General features: G+C 65.3%; 14 protein-coding genes. 9 read left to right on the top strand and 5 right to left on the bottom strand.

The window, feature by feature from the left end; genetic code table 11:
• Positions 1 to 41: 41 nt before the first annotated feature.
• A complete protein-coding gene (locus ASE39_RS12675) occupies positions 42 to 1,235 on the top strand; it encodes a serine hydrolase (RefSeq protein ID WP_057271341.1) in 1,194 nt (397 codons plus the stop codon).
• A 29-nt stretch (positions 1,236 to 1,264) separates the two neighbouring features.
• Here ASE39_RS12675 and ASE39_RS12670 read toward each other — a convergent pair whose 3' ends face one another.
• Both ASE39_RS12670 and ASE39_RS12665 read right to left on the bottom strand, forming a co-directional pair.
• Complete coding sequence (locus ASE39_RS12670) at positions 1,265 to 2,200, bottom strand: N-formylglutamate amidohydrolase (RefSeq protein WP_057271340.1); 936 nt, start codon at positions 2,198 to 2,200, stop codon at positions 1,265 to 1,267.
• Positions 2,201 to 2,323: 123 nt separating this feature from the next.
• Positions 2,324 to 3,289 carry a tripartite tricarboxylate transporter substrate binding protein BugE gene (locus tag ASE39_RS12665; protein WP_029414145.1) on the bottom strand — a complete coding sequence of 322 codons (966 nt, stop codon included), beginning with the start codon at positions 3,287 to 3,289 and terminating at the stop codon, positions 2,324 to 2,326.
• Between the two features lie 108 nt (positions 3,290 to 3,397).
• Between ASE39_RS12665 and ASE39_RS12660 the strand changes: the two genes are divergently transcribed.
• The 3 genes from ASE39_RS12660 to ASE39_RS12650 all read left to right on the top strand — a co-directional run bounded on the left by ASE39_RS12660 (position 3,398) and on the right by ASE39_RS12650 (position 5,204).
• Positions 3,398 to 4,375: a LysR substrate-binding domain-containing protein gene (locus ASE39_RS12660; protein WP_035197544.1), complete on the top strand. Its 978-nt coding sequence runs from the start codon at positions 3,398 to 3,400 to the stop codon at positions 4,373 to 4,375.
• A gap of 67 nt (positions 4,376 to 4,442) precedes the next feature.
• Complete coding sequence (locus ASE39_RS12655) at positions 4,443 to 4,673, top strand: helix-turn-helix domain-containing protein (protein ID WP_010464506.1); 231 nt, start codon at positions 4,443 to 4,445, stop codon at positions 4,671 to 4,673.
• Positions 4,674 to 4,688: 15 nt separating this feature from the next.
• Positions 4,689 to 5,204 (top strand): Clp protease N-terminal domain-containing protein, encoded by a 516-nt coding sequence (locus ASE39_RS12650; RefSeq protein ID WP_010464508.1) that lies wholly within the window; start codon positions 4,689 to 4,691, stop codon positions 5,202 to 5,204.
• A gap of 7 nt (positions 5,205 to 5,211) precedes the next feature.
• On the opposite strand, the gene ASE39_RS12645 is transcribed toward ASE39_RS12650, so the two are convergent.
• On the bottom strand, positions 5,212 to 5,724 hold the full coding sequence (locus ASE39_RS12645; RefSeq protein ID WP_029414146.1) for a MarR family winged helix-turn-helix transcriptional regulator: 513 nt from the start codon (positions 5,722 to 5,724) through the stop codon (positions 5,212 to 5,214).
• Between the two features lie 142 nt (positions 5,725 to 5,866).
• Here ASE39_RS12645 and recA point away from each other — a divergent pair, with 142 nt between their 5' ends.
• Complete coding sequence (gene recA, locus ASE39_RS12640; protein WP_057271339.1) at positions 5,867 to 6,943, top strand: recombinase RecA; 1,077 nt, start codon at positions 5,867 to 5,869, stop codon at positions 6,941 to 6,943.
• An 82-nt stretch (positions 6,944 to 7,025) separates the two neighbouring features.
• Complete coding sequence (recX, locus tag ASE39_RS12635; protein WP_010464513.1) at positions 7,026 to 7,493, top strand: recombination regulator RecX; 468 nt, start codon at positions 7,026 to 7,028, stop codon at positions 7,491 to 7,493.
• Between the two features lie 39 nt (positions 7,494 to 7,532).
• On the opposite strand, the gene ASE39_RS12630 is transcribed toward recX, so the two are convergent.
• Both ASE39_RS12630 and argC read right to left on the bottom strand, forming a co-directional pair.
• A complete protein-coding gene (locus tag ASE39_RS12630; RefSeq protein ID WP_057271338.1) occupies positions 7,533 to 10,253 on the bottom strand; it encodes a chemotaxis protein CheW in 2,721 nt (906 codons plus the stop codon).
• 167 nt (positions 10,254 to 10,420) lie between these two features.
• On the bottom strand, positions 10,421 to 11,353 hold the full coding sequence (gene argC, locus ASE39_RS12625; RefSeq protein WP_057271337.1) for an N-acetyl-gamma-glutamyl-phosphate reductase: 933 nt from the start codon (positions 11,351 to 11,353) through the stop codon (positions 10,421 to 10,423).
• A gap of 220 nt (positions 11,354 to 11,573) precedes the next feature.
• On the opposite strand from argC, the gene sucC reads away from it, so the two are divergent.
• The 3 genes from sucC (at position 11,574) to ASE39_RS12610 (ending at position 16,660) form a co-directional block, all read left to right on the top strand.
• Positions 11,574 to 12,734, top strand: a complete 1,161-nt coding sequence (gene sucC / locus ASE39_RS12620; protein WP_057271336.1) for an ADP-forming succinate--CoA ligase subunit beta — start codon at positions 11,574 to 11,576, stop codon at positions 12,732 to 12,734.
• Between the two features lie 15 nt (positions 12,735 to 12,749).
• A complete protein-coding gene (sucD, locus tag ASE39_RS12615) occupies positions 12,750 to 13,646 on the top strand; it encodes a succinate--CoA ligase subunit alpha (protein WP_010464520.1) in 897 nt (298 codons plus the stop codon).
• A 383-nt stretch (positions 13,647 to 14,029) separates the two neighbouring features.
• Positions 14,030 to 16,660: a serine/threonine-protein kinase gene (locus ASE39_RS12610; protein WP_057271335.1), complete on the top strand. Its 2,631-nt coding sequence runs from the start codon at positions 14,030 to 14,032 to the stop codon at positions 16,658 to 16,660.

The following is a 16,660-nucleotide window of genomic DNA, read 5'->3' as shown; positions in this document are numbered from 1 at the left end:
TCGCATTCCAACAATCCGGCATCTTTTCTTTGCGAGATGCCATGAACTTCCTGAACTCCATTGCGGCGCGCGGCGCCATCCTCTCTCGGCGCCGCTGGCTGGCCGCAGCGGGCCTGGGCACCCTGGTGACCGCCTGTGGCGGCGGCAGCAGCGACGATGGCGTCGACGCCTTGCTGGAGCGCCTGCAGTCCCAGGCCCGCAAGCTGGTGTCCCAAGGCGTTGTAGGTGCTGCGACGGGCTGGGCGGATTCCACGCGCGCCCGTGGGGCGGTGGCCGGGCTGCGCCGGTTGGGCGGCACCGCTGCGCTGGAACGCGGCGATGTCATGGCGATTGGCTCCAACACCAAGGCCATGACCGCGTGCGTGGCGGCCAGCGTGGTGGACCAAGGCTTGCTGCGCTGGGACAGCACCCTGGCGCAGACCCTGCCCGGCCTGGCCCGCGAGGCCCTGCCCGCGTACCAGGGCGTCACGCTGCGGCAGCTGCTGGACCACCGCGCGGGCGTGATGGCATTCAACAAACCGGAGGATGTGGCGATATTCCTCGGCGAAGTGGGCACCGACGTGCTCACCCGACTGCAAGAGCGCGCCGAAGTGGAGGACTTCTTCCTGCAGTGGCTGCTGCGCCAGGCCCCTGTCCGGGGCACGGGGGCCGACCCGGATTTTGCCTACTCCAACGCTGGCTATGCGCTGGCAGCCCGCATGCTGCGCGCCGCCACGGGCCAAGACTGGGAAGACCTGCTGCGCCAACGTGTGGCCCAGCCGCTGGGCATCTCCCTGTTCGTTGGCGAGCCTTTGCGAAAGGGCAGCGACCAGCCCGCAGGCCATGCCCTGGAAGGCGGGCAATTGCAGCCCCAAGGCCTGCCCGGGGCGCCCGAGCGGGTATGGCTGGAAATCCTGAGCCCTGCCGGCGCCGTGAGCCTGGCCGCGCGGGACGACGCCCTGTGGCTGCAATGGCACCTGCGCGCCCTGCGCGGCGATGCCACGCCCCTGCCCCGCAGCTACGTGCAGGGGCTGCAAGACCTGACACGCGCTCCCGCCAACCGCTATGCGCTGGGATGGATCTCGCACGCCATGCAAGGCGCAGGCTGGCTGTTGCACACGGGCGAAACCGGCGGGTTTCAGGCGTTGTCGCTCGTGGCCATGGACGGGTCGCGCGCCGCCTTTGCGCACAGCAACATCGCCACCGAGGACAGCATCGCGCTGCTGTACGAAAGCGTTTCGGCGCTGCTGGCCTGAGAAGCGGCTCTGAAAGCGGTGCGCGCCCGTCAGCGCGGATCGTGCACGAGCAGCCTGCGCACCAGCACCTGCAGGTCTGCCTGCAGCCGCGCCATGCCCTCGGGCACCTGCGCCAGCGTGCGCTCGTCCATATAGAGCTTGCGGTTGATCTCAACCTGGATGCTGTGGCGGTGCTCTGCGGGGTTGCCGTAGCGGCGCACCAGCTCCACGCCTTTGTAGGGGTGGTTGTATTCCACGCTGTAGCCACAGCCGCGCAGATGCTCACAGATCAGAGCGGACAGCGCCGGGCTGGCCGTGGTGCCATCGCGGTCGCCCACCACGAAGTCGGCGTGCTCCAGGCCCGGAAAGTCGGTGGCAAACCGCCCCGCCACGGCGGGCATCGAGTGGCAGTTGAGGTGAATGCTGTAGCCGTGGCGCGCGTGGGCGGCATCGATGGCCTGGGCCACCGCCGCGTGGTACGGGCGCCAGCACTGGTCGATGCGCGCGCGCACCTCGGCCACGGTGAGCTGGCGGTTGTAGATGGGCTCGCCTTCGTCGGTGAACTTCCAGATCAGGCCTTTGCCCAGGCGCACCTTGCTGAGCACCTGGGGGTCGGTGGAGATGGGGTCGGTCCACTCGCCATCGAGCAAGCTGGTGTCGAGCTCGGTGGTGTCGCGGTTGGCATCCAGATAGATGCGCGGGAAATGGGCCTCGACCCAGGCGGCACCCAGCGCAGGGGCAAAGGCGTAGATTTTTTCGACATGGGTGTCTTCGGCACGGCGCAGCGTGGGCAGGTCGCAGGCCGAGCCGAAGTCGGCGGGGTACTGCGTGCCGCTGTGGGGCGAGTCGAGCACCAGCGGGGTGTTGCCGGGCATGACCGTCACCCTGCGGGAAGCGGGGGGGTGGGTGGCCTGTCCGGGTGACCCGGTGGCGCCCGGCTGGGCGTGCTGGAAGCGGTGGTGGATCAGTTTCAAGGCTGAATGCATAGGCAGAGTGTGCGCAAAGTGGGGCGGCTGGCCTGGCCGTCCAGACCGGGTGAAGACCATGGTTATATCCCTGCAAGGGTCTTCCCCGGCTATGGCCGCCGGGCCCGCAGGCCCGGTGTGGGTTCAATCCAGCGCCACCTTGGCGTAGGTGGCAATACCCTTCATTTTGTCGATCTCATGGGCAATCTGTGCGGTGAATTCCTTGGAGGTCGTGCCCGAGGGATACAGCCCCTGCCCCGCCAGGCGCTCGCGCACGGCAGGCTCCTTGAGGGCCTGTGCCACGGCCTGCTGGATGCGGTCTATCGCCGCCGGGGGCGTCCCTGCCGGGGCCACCAGACCGAACCAGGAGGGCTCGTTGGCCTGTTTGTAGCCCAGCGCGGCATAGGTGGGCACATCGGGCAGCACATCCAACCGTACTGGCCAGGAAACGGCCAACGCCTTGAGTTTTCCAGCCTTGATGTAGGGCAGCGAGGAGGCCACCTGGTCAAAGTACACCCCCACCTGACCAGCCAGCACATCGTTGATGGCCGGGCCTGCACCCCGGTAGGGGATATGAACCATGGCGGTGCCTGCGCTGCGCTTGAACAGCTCGCCCCACATGTGGCCGATGGTGCCGTTGCCCGGGGTGGCGTAGGACACCTTGCCGGGGTTGGCCTTGAGGTGCCTCACCAGATCCGCAAGGTCCTTGACGGGCAGGACGGCCGGGTTGACCACCACCACGCCGGGCGCCTTCACGATCTCGGTCACGCCCACAAAGTCCTTGGTGGGGTCATAGGGCAGCTTGCTGTAGACGGCGGGGTTCACACCATGGGTGGACAGCGTGGCCACCCCCAACGTCAAACCGTCCGCAGGGGCCCGGGCCACTTCGGCCATGCCGATGGAGCCACCCGCGCCGCCACGGTTTTCCAGCACCACGGGCTGCTTGAGGATGCGGGCCAGCGGCTCCTGCAGGCTGCGGGCCGTGATGTCGGTCGCGCCGCCTGGGGGGAAGGGCACGATGATGCGCAGAGGCTTGCCCTCTTGCGCCAGTGACATTCCAGGAACGAAAGATACAGAGGCCAGCGCAGAGAGCATGTGACGGCGTTGCATGGGTTTTTCTCCTATGGGGTGCTTTAAGGTTAAGTGAGGCACAGACAATTTCCAAGCAACGGATACGCCTGATAACATTCCAAAAAGGAATGATCCAACCCTGCAACCATGTCCTCTCTTCGTCGGCTTTCGCCCCCTTTGCACCTGTTGCGCGCGTTTTCCATGGTCACGCGGTTTGGCAGCGTCTCCCGCGCGGCCGAGGCCTTGCACCTGACGCAAAGCGCAGTGAGCAAACAGGTCAAGGAGCTGGAGGGGTGGGTGGGCGTGGCGCTGTTTGAGCGCAGCCGCAAGCGCCTGGCGCTGACACCGGCGGGCGAACGCTACGAAAAGGCCGTGCGCGCGGTACTGGCGCAGCTGGAGGCGGCGACCCTGGAGCTGATCACCAGCGACGACGGTGGTGGCGCACTGCACCTGTCCAGCCTGCCCACGTTTGCAGCCAAGTGGCTGATCCCGCGCCTGCCGCAGTTCCAGCAGCAGCACCCGCAGGTCACATTGCACTTTGTGCCCTACGTGCACAGCTACGACTTCGAGCGGCCCGAGCTGGACTGCTCCATCCTGTTCGGCGAAGGCCACTGGCCCGGCGCGCACGCGCACTACATCACCGGCAACGAGGTGGCGTTGATCGCCCCGCGCACCCGCGTGGCCGACTGGGCCGTCCACACGCCGGGCGACGTGGCGCACCACACGCTGATGCGCCACGTGACAGTGCCCGAGGCCTGGCTGCGCTGGAGCGAGACACACGGGGTGCCCGGCCTTATCGATCCCCTGGCGGGCCCGCAATTCGACCAGTTCCAGACCATGATCCGCGCGGTCATGGCTGGAATGGGCCTGGCACTGGTGCCGCGCTGCCTGGTGCAGGACGAGATCACCGCCGGGCTGGTGCGCGAGCCCCTGGCCGACGCGCCGCTGCGCGGTGGCTACCGGAGCGACATGGGCTACTGGTTTTGTTATCCCGAAGGCCGCACCCAACTGCATGCGTTGCAGTGTTTTCAACAATGGCTGTTGGCCTGCGCTTCGCCCGCCGGCGAAACACCACAACCCCTGCCCGCATCGGACATGGGAGCGAATACGTTCGCCACCGTCTGACTTCGGCTCAAAAACCCCCTCGTCAATGTTTGTTGACGGTCGACCATTCGTCAACTACAGTTGACGAATGCAGCCCCCAACCGCACTCCCCCCGCCCGACAACCCCGAGGCCGCGCTGGCTGCCGTAGTCGCCCTGCGCCTGATGGCCGACCGGCTGGAAACCGCTGCCGTGGCCGCGGCGCTGGAGCAGGGCTGGTCGTGGACGCAGATCGCCCAGGCCCTGGGCGTGAGCAAGCAGGCAGCGCACAAGCGCCTGTCACCCCACATGCCCCAGGCCCCACAGACGTTCCGTTCTTGAGAAGGAGTTCTCGCCATGTTTCGCCAATTGCAACACCGCTTCCAGAGCATGCGCACGCTGAGCTGCCTGTGCACCAGCGCCGAGGCCCATGCCCGCGCAAGCGGCCAGGCCGCACCGGGGGCCGAGCATTTTCTGCTGGCCGCCATCGATCTTCCCGAGGGGTCGGCCCGGCGTGCGCTGGAGAGCGTGGGGGCCGACCCCGCCGCCGTGCGGGATGCGATCGAGCAGCAGTACCGCGATGCGCTCCAGGACATGGGACTGAATGCGACCCTGCCGCAGGCGCCGGCCCTCGCGCCACCGGTTCCAGGCCTCTACCGGGCCCAGCCCTCGGGCCAGGAGGTCATGCAGACGCTCGCGCGCTCCCGCAAGGACCAGGGCGGCCCCCTTCTGGGGGCCCACGTAGTGGCAGTGGTGGCCACCATGCCGCAAGGCGTGGCGGCGCGCACACTGCGTGCCATGGGCATCGACGCAGGCCAGCTGGCGGCTGCAGCACAGTCCCAGGTGCCATTGGCAACGGGCGCAGCCGCCTGACCCGGGTTCAGCGCATCAACGTACCGGCCCCATCGCCGCCCGCATAGGCCTCCAGTCCAATGGCCACCACGGTGGCCACGTCGTGGCCTACTTCGGTCCGGAACTCGGCTTCTGCCTGTGCCACGGCATCCCGGAACGCCTGCAGCCACGCCAGGCCCGTGGTCGTGAAACACACGCGGCGCGCGCGCGCGTCGAGCGGGTCGGCCTCGCGCGTGACCAGACCCCAGGCCTCGCACTGGTCCACCAGGTTGGCCATGGCCTGCTTGGTCATGCCCGCACGCTGGGCCAGGTCAGTCAGCCGGTCGCCCGGCAGCGCCAGGTGGCGCGTGATGTGCACATGGGCTGCACTCACCTGGTCGCGCGCGGCCAGGTTGGACAGCGCCAGCGGCACTTCCACGTTGTGCGCCATGAGCTGCAGCACGCGCGCGTCGAAACGGCGCATGGCGTGGCCGAACAGGCGGCCCAGGTGGGTCTGGCGCCAGCCGTCTTCGGCAGGGGATGGAAGGGACAAATCAGGCATCACCGAATTGTCAGGCAAACTGACTAAATTATCCTTGAATGCCTTCCAATAGCTCGCATAAACTACTGTTCAAGCATCCAGCCTGTGATTAATTGCAGAGCAATGCAAACATCCAACCTGTTGTTTTTCAAGGAGTTTTCTCATGGACGTCGCAGTCAAAGGCACCAACCCCGCATTGCCCGTGAACACCGAAAAGGCCAAGGCCCTGGCCGCCGCGCTCGCCCAGATCGAGAAACAATTCGGCAAGGGCACGATCATGCGCCTGGGTGAAGGCGAGGTGATCGAGGACATTCAGGTGGTCTCCACCGGCTCGCTGGGCCTGGACATTGCCCTGGGCGTAGGTGGCCTGCCGCGCGGCCGGGTGGTCGAAATCTACGGCCCGGAATCCTCGGGCAAGACCACGCTCACGCTGCAGGTGATTGCCGAGATGCAAAAACAGGGCGGCACCTGCGCGTTCGTGGATGCGGAACATGCCCTGGATGTGCAATACGCCCAGAAGCTCGGGGTGCAGCTGTCCGACCTGCTGATCAGCCAGCCCGATACCGGCGAGCAGGCGCTGGAGATCGTGGACAGCCTGGTGCGCTCGGGTGCTGTGGACCTGATCGTCATCGACTCGGTCGCAGCCCTCACGCCCAAGGCCGAAATCGAAGGCGAAATGGGCGACGCCCTGCCCGGCCTGCAGGCCCGCCTGATGAGCCAGGCGCTGCGCAAGCTGACCGCCACCATCAAGAAGACCAACTGCATGGTCATCTTCATCAACCAGATCCGCATGAAGATCGGCGTGATGTTCGGCTCGCCCGAAACCACCACCGGCGGTAACGCGCTCAAGTTCTATGCCTCCGTGCGCCTGGATATCCGCCGCACCGGCACCATCAAGAAGGGCGACGAAGCCATCGGCAACGAAACCAAGGTCAAGGTGGTCAAGAACAAGGTGAGCCCACCCTTCAAGACGGCCGAGTTCGACATCCTGTTCGGCGAGGGCATCAGCCGCGAGGGCGAAATCATCGACATGGGCGTGACCGCCAAGATCGTGGAAAAGAGCGGTGCCTGGTACGCCTACAACGGCGAAAAAATCGGCCAGGGCCGCGACAACGCGCGTGAGTTCCTGCGCGAGAACCCCGACCTCGCCCGCGAGATCGAGAACAAGGTGCGCGAAGGCCTGGGCATTGCGCTGCTGCCTGGCGCACTGCAGGCCCCTGCCGCCACTGCGGACGAGTGAACTCCGAAATTTCAAGCAAAATTGGCTTCTAGCGCTTGATTGGCAAGCGCTAGAAGCTATCAAATTTGAAGCAAATAGATTCATGGGGTTCACCACGCTCTCGCTCAAGGGCCGGGCCCTGCGCCTGCTAAGCCAGCGGGAGCATTCCCGCAGCGAGCTGGCCACCAAGCTGGCGCCCCACGCGGAGAGTCCCGAGGAGCTGGCCGCCCTGCTGGACCTGCTGGTGGAGCAGGACTGGCTGAGCGACCAGCGCGCGGCCCAATCCCTGGTGCATCGCCGGGGCCCCCGCCTGGGTGCCGCCCGCCTGGTCCGGGAACTGCGCACCCGGGGCGTGGCCGATGAGCTGGCGCGCGAAGCCACGGCTCCGCTGCTGGCCACCGAGGTGCAGCGCGCGCGCGAGGTATGGCAGCGCAAGTTTGGCCAGGTGCCTCTGGACATGAAAGAACGCTCGCGCCAAGTCCGCTTCCTGATGGCACGCGGCTTCACCCTGTATGCCATCCAGAAAGCCATTGGGGGCGACACGGAGGACGAAGACCCTGGCGCTGCCTGACCCAGGCCGGCAGCCAACGTGTCCTCTGACCAGGCCCGGTCAGCGCTGCATTGGCAACTCTGCGGCGGTGCCACTGGCTGATGGTGCCGCAAGCACCTCGGGCGGCAAGGGTGCCCACCGGGCATCCAGGCCATTGGGATCCACCACATACACGATGGCCTGGCCCGAGCCCCGGTCGCTCAGGATGCCCGTGATCCACGGGGCGTGTGCGGACACGCTGCCCGGCACAGGGTGCACGCTGTCCTGCGACACCACCCCCACCAGGCGCTCCACCAACAGCACCACCGGGCGGCCCTGGCTCGTCACCACCACCGCCACGGCCCGTCGCGGGTCGGCCAACGCAGACAGGCCCGCAATGCGGCAGGCGTCATAGGCTGGTGCCATGCGGGTACTGCCTTCGTGGGCAATCTCGAGCATGCCAGCCAACTGCGCCGGGCCAGGCACCTGCACCAGGCGCGCGGCCGACATGGCCTGCTGCACATGCACGCTGTCGATGGCCAACAACAAGGCGCCACAGGCCACCACGCCATAGCGGCGCACGTTGCCACCGGCCCCGTTCACGGATGACTGCGGCAGGGCCAGCGCACTGCTGCTGGCCACGGCGGGCTGCACGGGCATCAGCAATACGGAATACACGGGTTCCCGGTACCCGTCATCGCGCTTGAATTCCCTGTATCCGGTGCTGGCCGCAACACCCGCCAGATAGTCCTGCCCTTGCCAGCGCACGCGCTGCGCGGTGGCGGGCATGGCGGACGCCGTGGCCACAGAGGGAGTTTTTCCGGCGGGCCCGGGCTGCCGCCCTGCAGCACCTGTCGGCACCGCAGCCCGCGCCATATCGGCCACAAAAGGCAGCACAGGTGGCACGCCGCCCTCGGCGGCATCCGGGCCATCCTCGTCGGCGCTGGCCAGCACGCGCCCCTGCGCATCAGTGAAGAAGCCGCGCACGGCCTGTCCCTGCGGCAACGCATCGCGCAGCATGGCCTTCAGCTCGGTGGCGCAGTTGAAGGCCAGGGCAATGCCACCCACCACCGGGCCACCCGGCGCGGTGCGCAGCGCAGCGCAGTACACATAGGCGGGCAAGCCGTCGGCCAGCGCCTGGGGCAGCATGGGCGACACGGCATAAGCCTGCGCACCCTGCAAGGCCAGGGTGCGCCGCACCAGGTCGGCATCCAGCTGCAGGTCGGCGGGCAGCGTGTTGGCATCGCAAGACACGGCCACCACACGCCCCTGGCGGTCAAACAGCGCCACGCGCCGGTACACCGTATAGAGGCTGTTGAGGTGCGCGAGGATCTGCGCCGCGCGCTGTGCTGCAGCTGCCGATTGCTCCGGCGCGCCCCGGGCCTGTATGTCTGTCAGCGCATGGGCCAGTTCTTCAGACAGGGCCCACCAGCGGCAGTCGTTGGCGCGTTCGTAGAGATTGCGGTCCATGATGCGGACCGCCAGGCCGGCATGGGCCTTCATCTCGGCGCGGCGCCCTGCCAGCAGCAGTCCGCGCAGTTCCTGGATGGCACCGTCGAAGACGGCAATGGTGTCCTTGCCCGTGCGCCCGATCTGGTCAAACACGGCATGGATCGACGAACCTGCGCTCACCGCCGATTCGGCCACCTTGCCATTCCAGATCACGCGGGTAAGCCCTTCTTCGATGGCGCGGGCGCGTTCCACAATGGCGCGCAGCATGGGATCGTCCACTTCCATGCCTGCAGTCTCCACCGGTGCCTGCGCGCCACCGGCCCCAGCGCCAATGTGCTGGGCAGCGCCCGCTGCAGAGTCCGGCGTACCTTGCTCGCCCTTGAACGCCGCATCCAGGCGCACCAGCGCCACCGCCCGCCAAGGCAGGCCTTGGTAGCCCTGGTAGCCCCGGGTGGTGCGGGCCTGCGCCAGATAGTCATGGCCACGGTGCGTGCAGGGGCGGGCATCGAGTGACTGCAGAGAGCCGGTGGCCAGGAACTCGCCCACCGAAAATTCAGCCGGCTTGCTGGACGCAATGACACGGTCACTGCCATCCACCAGCAGCAGCGCCACACGGTCCTCGGGGTCGCGCAGGTCGGCAAAGATCGACTCCAGCTCGGAATGGAGCCCGAAGCGCAGCACCACGACACCACAGGCGCGCCCCTGGGCCGACGCGACCCGGTGCACGTACAGCAACAGATCGCCTTCGCCGGGATACCAGGCCGAGGCACCATAGTGCTCGCCATAGCCGGGGCGGTCCATCGCGCCACGCCACCAGGCGGGCTCCTGCGCAATCAGGGCCTCGCTCACCTGCTGGTCTTCCAGGCCTAGCAACGGATGGGCGTAGGCATCCAGCAGCAGGATGTCGTCGTAGACGGTGTATTTGGCGCGGTACTCTTGCAGCCGGCGGCGCAGCAGCGTGGCGGTATCAGGATCGCCGCTGTCTCCCGCCGCCTCCACAAAGGCCACCAGCGGTCCATCGGTAGCGATGAAGCCCACATCGGCCGTGCGCTCGAAAAGATTGCGCACCAGGATGTCGATGGCCACCTGGGCCCGCGAGGCCAGGTCGCCCAGGCGATTGCCCAGGTGGGTGGTGGCAATGTGCTCCACCATTTCCTGCGCGAGCGTGGCAAACGCCGTGCGCGTCTGGTCCAGGGTGTGCAGGAAACCCGCCGCCTCGCCAGGGCACACGATGCGCGCGGTGGTGTCGATGACCTCCCAGCGAAGGTCCAGGCGCTGCAACGCAGCTTCGAGCTTTTGCAGCGACCGCATTTGCGGCGCCACGATGTCGTAAGACAGTGGAAAACCCATCAGCCCCCCCCAAAAAACTCACGGCGTGCGCCAGCGGGCCTGGCACGGTCAGCGGTCTGGAATCAGCTTAAACGATTCCGATGGAGGCGCCCAAAGAAAAAGCGCGCCAGATCTGGCGCGCTTGAGAATCTACCGGGAAAGCAGGAGGATCGGAAACCCGCCGCGGTTCAAAGGCCCAGCATGAGCTGCAGGTTCTGCACGGCGGCTCCGCTGGCTCCTTTGCCCAGGTTGTCCAGGCGCGCAATCAGCACGGCGTGGCGGTGTTCTTCGTTGGCAAACACGCGCAGCTCCAGCTTGTTGGTGTCGTTGAGCGCCGTGGCATCGAGCTTGCCGTCGGCCGTGGCGGGCAGCACGCTGACCCATTGCTCGGGAGTGTTGCTCTTGGCATAGTGCGAGGCCAGTGCATCATGCAGGTCAGCCGCCTTGGGGGCGCCAGGCAGCAGATCGAGATGCAGGGGCAGTTGCACTAGCATACCCTGCCGGAAGTTGCCCACCGAAGGCACGAAAATCGGACGCCGCGTGATGCCGGAGTAGCGCATGATTTCGGGCAGGTGCTTGTGCTGCAGGGTCAGAGCGTAGGCCTCAAACAGCGGCGCAGTGCCAGCCTCGTAGGCTTCGATCATGGTGCGGCCTCCACCGGAGTAGCCGCTGACCGAAGGCAGTGCCAGGGGGAAGTCCTTGGGCACCAAGCCTGCATCCACCAGGGGGCGCAGCAGCGCAATGGCGCCTGTGGCGTAACAGCCGGGGTTGGCCACACGGTCCGCCTGGGCCACGGCTTCGCGCTGGCCCGGGGCCAGCTCGGGAAAACCAAACACCCAGCCCGGTGCCGTGCGGTGGGCCGTGCTGGCATCAATCACCTTGACCTTGCGGCCCGTGCTCTGGGCAATCTCATCCACCATGGCCACGGTGTCGCGCGCGGCGTCGTCGTGCAGGCACAGGATCACCAGATCGACCCCGGCGATCAGATCGCGTTTGGCTGCGGGGTCCTTGCGCAACTCGGGCGCGATACTGACCAACTCGATCTGCGGCATGGCCTGCAGACGCTCGCGGATCTGCAGGCCCGTGGTACCGGCTTCGCCATCGATAAAGACTTTGGACATGGGGGTGCTCCTGCAAAAAAAGGCGGCAGCGTCTGCCAAAACGAACCACAAAAGAGACAAAAACCAGCCACCCGGCGGGGACAGGGGGCCGTCAGCTACGCACAAGAATGGTGCATTGCAACATGATACAGTTGCTGGTTGCCATGTTCCCAGCCCGCGGCCAGACATTTTGTTGTTCATGGTAAACGGGTAACCACCATCCTTCCCTGAGAGAGACCTCATGAAGATTCACGAATACCAAGGCAAGGAAATCTTGCGCAATTTTGGTGTGCCCGTTCCGCGCGGCATTCCCGCATTCACGGTGCAAGAAGCCGTCGAAGCAGCCCAGAAGCTCGGCGGCCCTGTGTGGGTCGTGAAGGCCCAGATCCACGCCGGTGGCCGTGGCAAGGGCGGCGGCGTGAAGGTTGCCAAGACCATTGAAGACGTCAAGCGCATCTCGGGCGAAATCCTGGGCATGCAGCTCAAGACGCACCAGACGGGCCCCGAAGGCCAGAAGGTCCGCCGCCTGTACATCGAAGACGGCGCCGACATCAAGAACGAACTGTATGTGTCCCTGGTCACCGACCGCGGCACGCAGAAGGTCGCCCTGATCGCGTCGAGCGAAGGCGGCATGGACATCGAGGAAGTGGCCCACTCCACCCCCGAGAAGATCATCACCGAGATGATCGACCCCATCGTCGGCATCTCCACCGAGCAAAGCAAGAAGGTCGCAGCCGCCATCGGCCTGACCGGTGCTTCCGTCGACCAGGCCGTAGACATCTTCGCCAAGATCTACAAGTGCTACATGGAAACCGACGCGTCGCTGGTGGAAATCAACCCGCTGAACTGCGACTCCAAGGGCAACCTGATGGCCCTGGACGCGAAGTTCAACTTCGACGCCAACGCACTGTTCCGCCACCCCGAAATCGTGGCCTTCCGCGATCTGGACGAGGAAGATCCGGCCGAAGTGGAAGCCTCGAAGTTCGACCTGGCCTACATCAGCCTGGATGGCAACATCGGCTGCCTGGTGAACGGCGCCGGCCTGGCCATGGCTACCATGGACACCATCAAGCTGTTCGGCGGCGAGCCGGCCAACTTCCTGGACGTGGGCGGCGGTGCCACCCCCGAGAAGGTCACCGAAGCCTTCAAGATCATGCTCAAGAACCCCAAGGTCGAAGGCATCCTGGTCAACATCTTCGGCGGCATCATGAAGTGCGACACCATCGCCACCGGCGTGATCACCGCCTGCAAGGCCGTGAACCTGAACGTGCCGCTGGTCGTGCGCATGAAGGGCACGAACGAAGAGCTGGGCAAGAAGATGCTGGCCGAGTCCGGCCTGCCCATCATCGCTGCAGACACCATGGCCGAAGCTGCGACCAAGATCGTTGCTGCCGTCAAGTAAGCCCGGAGAACACACATGTCGATCTACATCAACAAAGACACCAAAGTCATCACCCAGGGCATCACGGGCAAGACGGGCCAGTTCCACACTGAAAAGTGCCAGGAATACGCGAACGGCAAGAATGCCTTCGTGGCCGGCGTAAACCCCAAGAAGGCCGGCGAGTCGATCTTCAACATCCCAATCTACGCCTCCGTCAAGGAAGCCGCATCGCAGACCGGCGCCACCGTGTCGGTGATCTACGTGCCGCCCGCAGGCGCTGCTGCAGCCATCTGGGAAGCCGTCGAGGCCGACCTGGACCTGGCGATCTGCATCACCGAAGGCATCCCCGTGCGCGACATGCTGGAAGTGCGCAACAAGATGAAGGCCAAGGAAGCCGCTGGCGGCAAGCGCACGCTGCTGCTGGGCCCCAACTGCCCCGGCCTGATCACGCCCGACGAGATCAAGATCGGCATCATGCCCGGTCACATCCACCGCAAGGGCCGCATCGGCGTCGTGAGCCGCTCCGGCACGCTGACGTACGAAGCCGTGGCCATGCTGACCGAAGTGGGCCTGGGCCAGTCGAGCGCCGTGGGCATTGGTGGCGACCCCATCAATGGCCTCAAGCACATCGACGTGATGAAGGCCTTCAACGACGACCCGGACACCGATGCCGTGATCATGATCGGCGAAATCGGCGGTCCTGATGAAGCTGAAGCCGCCCAGTGGTGCAAGGCCAACATGAAGAAGCCTATCGTGGGCTTCATCGCTGGCGTGACCGCCCCTCCCGGCAAGCGCATGGGCCACGCCGGCGCGCTGATCTCCGGCGGCGCCGACACGGCCGATGCCAAGCTCGCCATCATGGAAGAGTCGGGTTTCATCATCACCCGCAATCCGTCGGAACTGGGCAAGCTGCTCAAGGCCCAGCTGAAGTAAATCTCGCCGCGACCATTCGCGCAACAACAGACGCCTCGGGCCGCGCGGCTTGAGAGGCGAGTCGAGGCGAATCTCCAAAAAAGCGCCCGGTACCAAGGTTCCGGGCGCTTTTTTCGTTTTCAGAAAGCGTGCTGCTGAAGTGGCTCCCGGGACATCACGTCCAACACACCCCTGGGTGTGACAAAAATGGCATTGCGATTGGCACAACCGGCCTTGCGCGACAGGATCGGTCATCGAATTCACAGGGAAACACAGGTTTCGCGCAGTAGGACGCCTGACGAGGCACCCCCTAGCCCCGGCTTAAATATTGCTTTCAGTACCATTCAATACAGAGAGTGGAACAATAGCAAGTGGGACGAACAACCTCGGGACGGTGGCTTGGCATGTGGCGTACCGATGGTTTGCGGGGCGCACTGGCGGCGGCGGTGGTCGTGGCATTGTGCGCGGCCACCGGCGGCTTTCAATGGCTGGAGTACCGCATATATGACGCCGCAACGAGCGTCACCACCCCACCTCCTTTGTCTGAAATTGCCATCATTGGCATTGACGATGCCAGCCTGGCAGCTCTGGGAAACTGGCCCTGGTCTCGCGATGTGTATGCCAAGCTGATTGATCAGCTTTCGGCGGCAGGCGCCAAGGCCATCGTCTTGACCCCATCTTTTGCCGAGCCGCAGTCCGATCGCGGCTTAACCTACATCCGCAGAATGCGGGACACCATTGCGCGCGCGGGGGACACGTCCTTGCTGGCATCAGAGCTGAACCGTGCCGCCGACGAGGCGGAGAAGGTGCTGGATACCGACGCGCGCCTGGCCGCCAGCATCCAGCGCGCCGGGAATGTATTCCTGGCCTCACGCTACGCACTGGCAGGAGGGGCCCACACACCGCTGCCTGCCTATGTACACCGCAGCGTTTTTCCGGCCCCTGGGAGCTTTGCAATCCCTGCGACGTCGGCGCAGCACCCAATCCCGGGGCTGGGTTCAGTGGCTGCGGGCGTCGGCCACTTGTCTGTGGTCCTGGATGAAGACGGCCGCTTGCGCCGCATTCCACTTCTATTGGGATACGACAACGTCGGCGTGCCCTCGTTGGCACTGTTAGCGGCCAGGCACAGCCTGCATCTGGGCCAGGGAGAGCTCCGAATCCAGACAGAGCCCCACGGTTTCCGGATGGGCGGGCTGCAGGTAGCCACCGATGCCTCCGCGGTGATGTTCCCGCGTTTTCACGCAGCACCGGACGGTGCCTCCGCATTCCCTGTGGTGTCCTTTGCCCAGGTATACGGCGGCAAATTTCTGCCCCAGGCCTTCAAGGACAAAGTCGTACTGGTGGGAGAAACCAGCAACGCACTGGTTGCCCCATGGGTCCAGTCCAATACGCGGGCCATGTACCCCGTCGAGGTGCTCGCACACACCCTCTCCGCGATCAGGCAAAGTCTCGGTGTGCAACGGCCGGCGTGGGCACCGGCCGCGACTTGGGGTGCTGCATTGGTTGCACTGCTTTTTATCGCACTGGCCCTTCCCCGACTTTCCCGCCCAGCCGGATGGACTCTGAGCACTTCGCTGTTGCTCACACTCGCTGCGACCGAGTGGAGCTTGCTGCGTTATGCAGGGCTGTGGATTCCTATGGGACCTGGTGTGCTGGCCTTGTTGGGGGGTCTCGCTGCATTTACCGCACTGCGCGCGTTTGGCAAAAGAGGTCAGGCCCCCTCTGCGGAGACCGCAGAAACCGATCGCATGATGGGCCTCGCCCTGCAAGGGCAGGGCCAGTTGGACATGGCATTTGAGCGCCTGCGCAGGGTGCCGCCCAGCGATGCCCTGATGGACAACCTGTACCACCTGGCGCAGGACTTTGAACGCAAGCGCAACTTTGCCAAGGCCAAATCGGTTTACAAACACCTCCTGCAGCACAACAAGGAGTACAAGGATGCACACGCGCGGTACAAGCGCGTGCGGGCTCATCTGCAAAAGGAAACAGGCGCCCCCTCCAGCACGCCCGCATCGATCCCCCCGACCTCCGCCCCACACCTGCCAGGTGATGCGGCGACCGGCATACCCATGCTGGGGCGCTATCAGATAGACAAGGAAATTGGCAAAGGCGCGATGGGTGTCGTCTATTTGGGAAAAGACCCAAAGATTGGACGTGTGGTTGCCATCAAGACCCTGGCGCTCGGAGAAGAATTTGAGGGCGACGCGCTGATCGATGCGAGAGCCCGCTTCTTCCGCGAGGCAGAGACAGCAGGGCGCCTCCAGCATCCCTGCATCGTGACGATTTTCGATGCTGGCGAAGAACATGACCTGGCCTACATCGCCATGGAGTTCCTCAAGGGCGCGGATCTGGCACAGGCCTGCCGGGCCGGGCAGCTCCTGCCGGTGGCCACGGTGATTTCCATCGCCGCGCGCGTTGCCGAGGCACTGGACTACGCCCACGCGCACAACGTGGTGCACCGCGACATCAAGCCTGCCAACATCATGTTCGACAGCGCAACAGACGCTGTGAAAGTGACGGATTTTGGGATCGCGCGCATCACGGACTCCAGCAAGACACGCACCGGATTGGTTCTGGGGACCCCCAGCTTCATGTCACCGGAGCAACTCGCGGGCAAGAAGGTGGATGGCCGATCAGACCTGTACTCACTGGGCGTCACTTTGTTCCAGCTGCTCACCGGACACTTGCCATTGCGAGGCGAGTCGATGACCGAGCTCATGCACAAGATTGCAAGCGTGGACGCGCCCGACATTCGCCAGCTTCGTCCCGATCTCTCCCCCGCCGTGGCGAGCGTGGTAGCCCTGGCACTCAAGAAACGCCCCGAGGCCCGGTACCAGACCGGCCGCCAATTCGCCTCCGACCTGCGGCAGGCGGGCTTGACAGCCGGACAGGCGGGATCGCCGGAGCCGGGAGCAGTCGTCTATGATGCGGTCCGCGATGCAACAGGGCATGAAATGGCGGATTTTGAGAAAACCGTGATGGAGCCACCCGCTGGGCGGGGTGCAGCATCTCCGCCGATTTCAGGCGCCCGATGA

The sequence above is a fragment of the Acidovorax sp. Root267 genome, from assembly GCF_001429215.1.
GTDB classification, from domain to species: domain Bacteria; phylum Pseudomonadota; class Gammaproteobacteria; order Burkholderiales; family Burkholderiaceae_C; genus Acidovorax; species Acidovorax radicis.
The sequence above is the reverse complement of the archived record's forward strand: the minus strand, read 5'-3'. Positions and strand labels throughout refer to the sequence as shown.

Coding starts and splice junctions, on each gene's coding strand:
- ASE39_RS12675 (WP_057271341.1), top strand. CDS start 42: ATGAACTTCCTGAACTCCATTGCGGCGCGCGGCGCCATCCTCTCTCGG.
- ASE39_RS12670 (WP_057271340.1), bottom strand. CDS start 2,200: ATGCATTCAGCCTTGAAACTGATCCACCACCGCTTCCAGCACGCCCAG.
- ASE39_RS12665 (WP_029414145.1), bottom strand. CDS start 3,289: ATGCAACGCCGTCACATGCTCTCTGCGCTGGCCTCTGTATCTTTCGTT.
- ASE39_RS12660 (WP_035197544.1), top strand. CDS start 3,398: ATGTCCTCTCTTCGTCGGCTTTCGCCCCCTTTGCACCTGTTGCGCGCG.
- ASE39_RS12655 (WP_010464506.1), top strand. CDS start 4,443: ATGCAGCCCCCAACCGCACTCCCCCCGCCCGACAACCCCGAGGCCGCG.
- ASE39_RS12650 (WP_010464508.1), top strand. CDS start 4,689: ATGTTTCGCCAATTGCAACACCGCTTCCAGAGCATGCGCACGCTGAGC.
- ASE39_RS12645 (WP_029414146.1), bottom strand. CDS start 5,724: ATGCCTGATTTGTCCCTTCCATCCCCTGCCGAAGACGGCTGGCGCCAG.
- recA (WP_057271339.1), top strand. CDS start 5,867: ATGGACGTCGCAGTCAAAGGCACCAACCCCGCATTGCCCGTGAACACC.
- recX (WP_010464513.1), top strand. CDS start 7,026: ATGGGGTTCACCACGCTCTCGCTCAAGGGCCGGGCCCTGCGCCTGCTA.
- ASE39_RS12630 (WP_057271338.1), bottom strand. CDS start 10,253: ATGGGTTTTCCACTGTCTTACGACATCGTGGCGCCGCAAATGCGGTCG.
- argC (WP_057271337.1), bottom strand. CDS start 11,353: ATGTCCAAAGTCTTTATCGATGGCGAAGCCGGTACCACGGGCCTGCAG.
- sucC (WP_057271336.1), top strand. CDS start 11,574: ATGAAGATTCACGAATACCAAGGCAAGGAAATCTTGCGCAATTTTGGT.
- sucD (WP_010464520.1), top strand. CDS start 12,750: ATGTCGATCTACATCAACAAAGACACCAAAGTCATCACCCAGGGCATC.
- ASE39_RS12610 (WP_057271335.1), top strand. CDS start 14,030: ATGTGGCGTACCGATGGTTTGCGGGGCGCACTGGCGGCGGCGGTGGTC.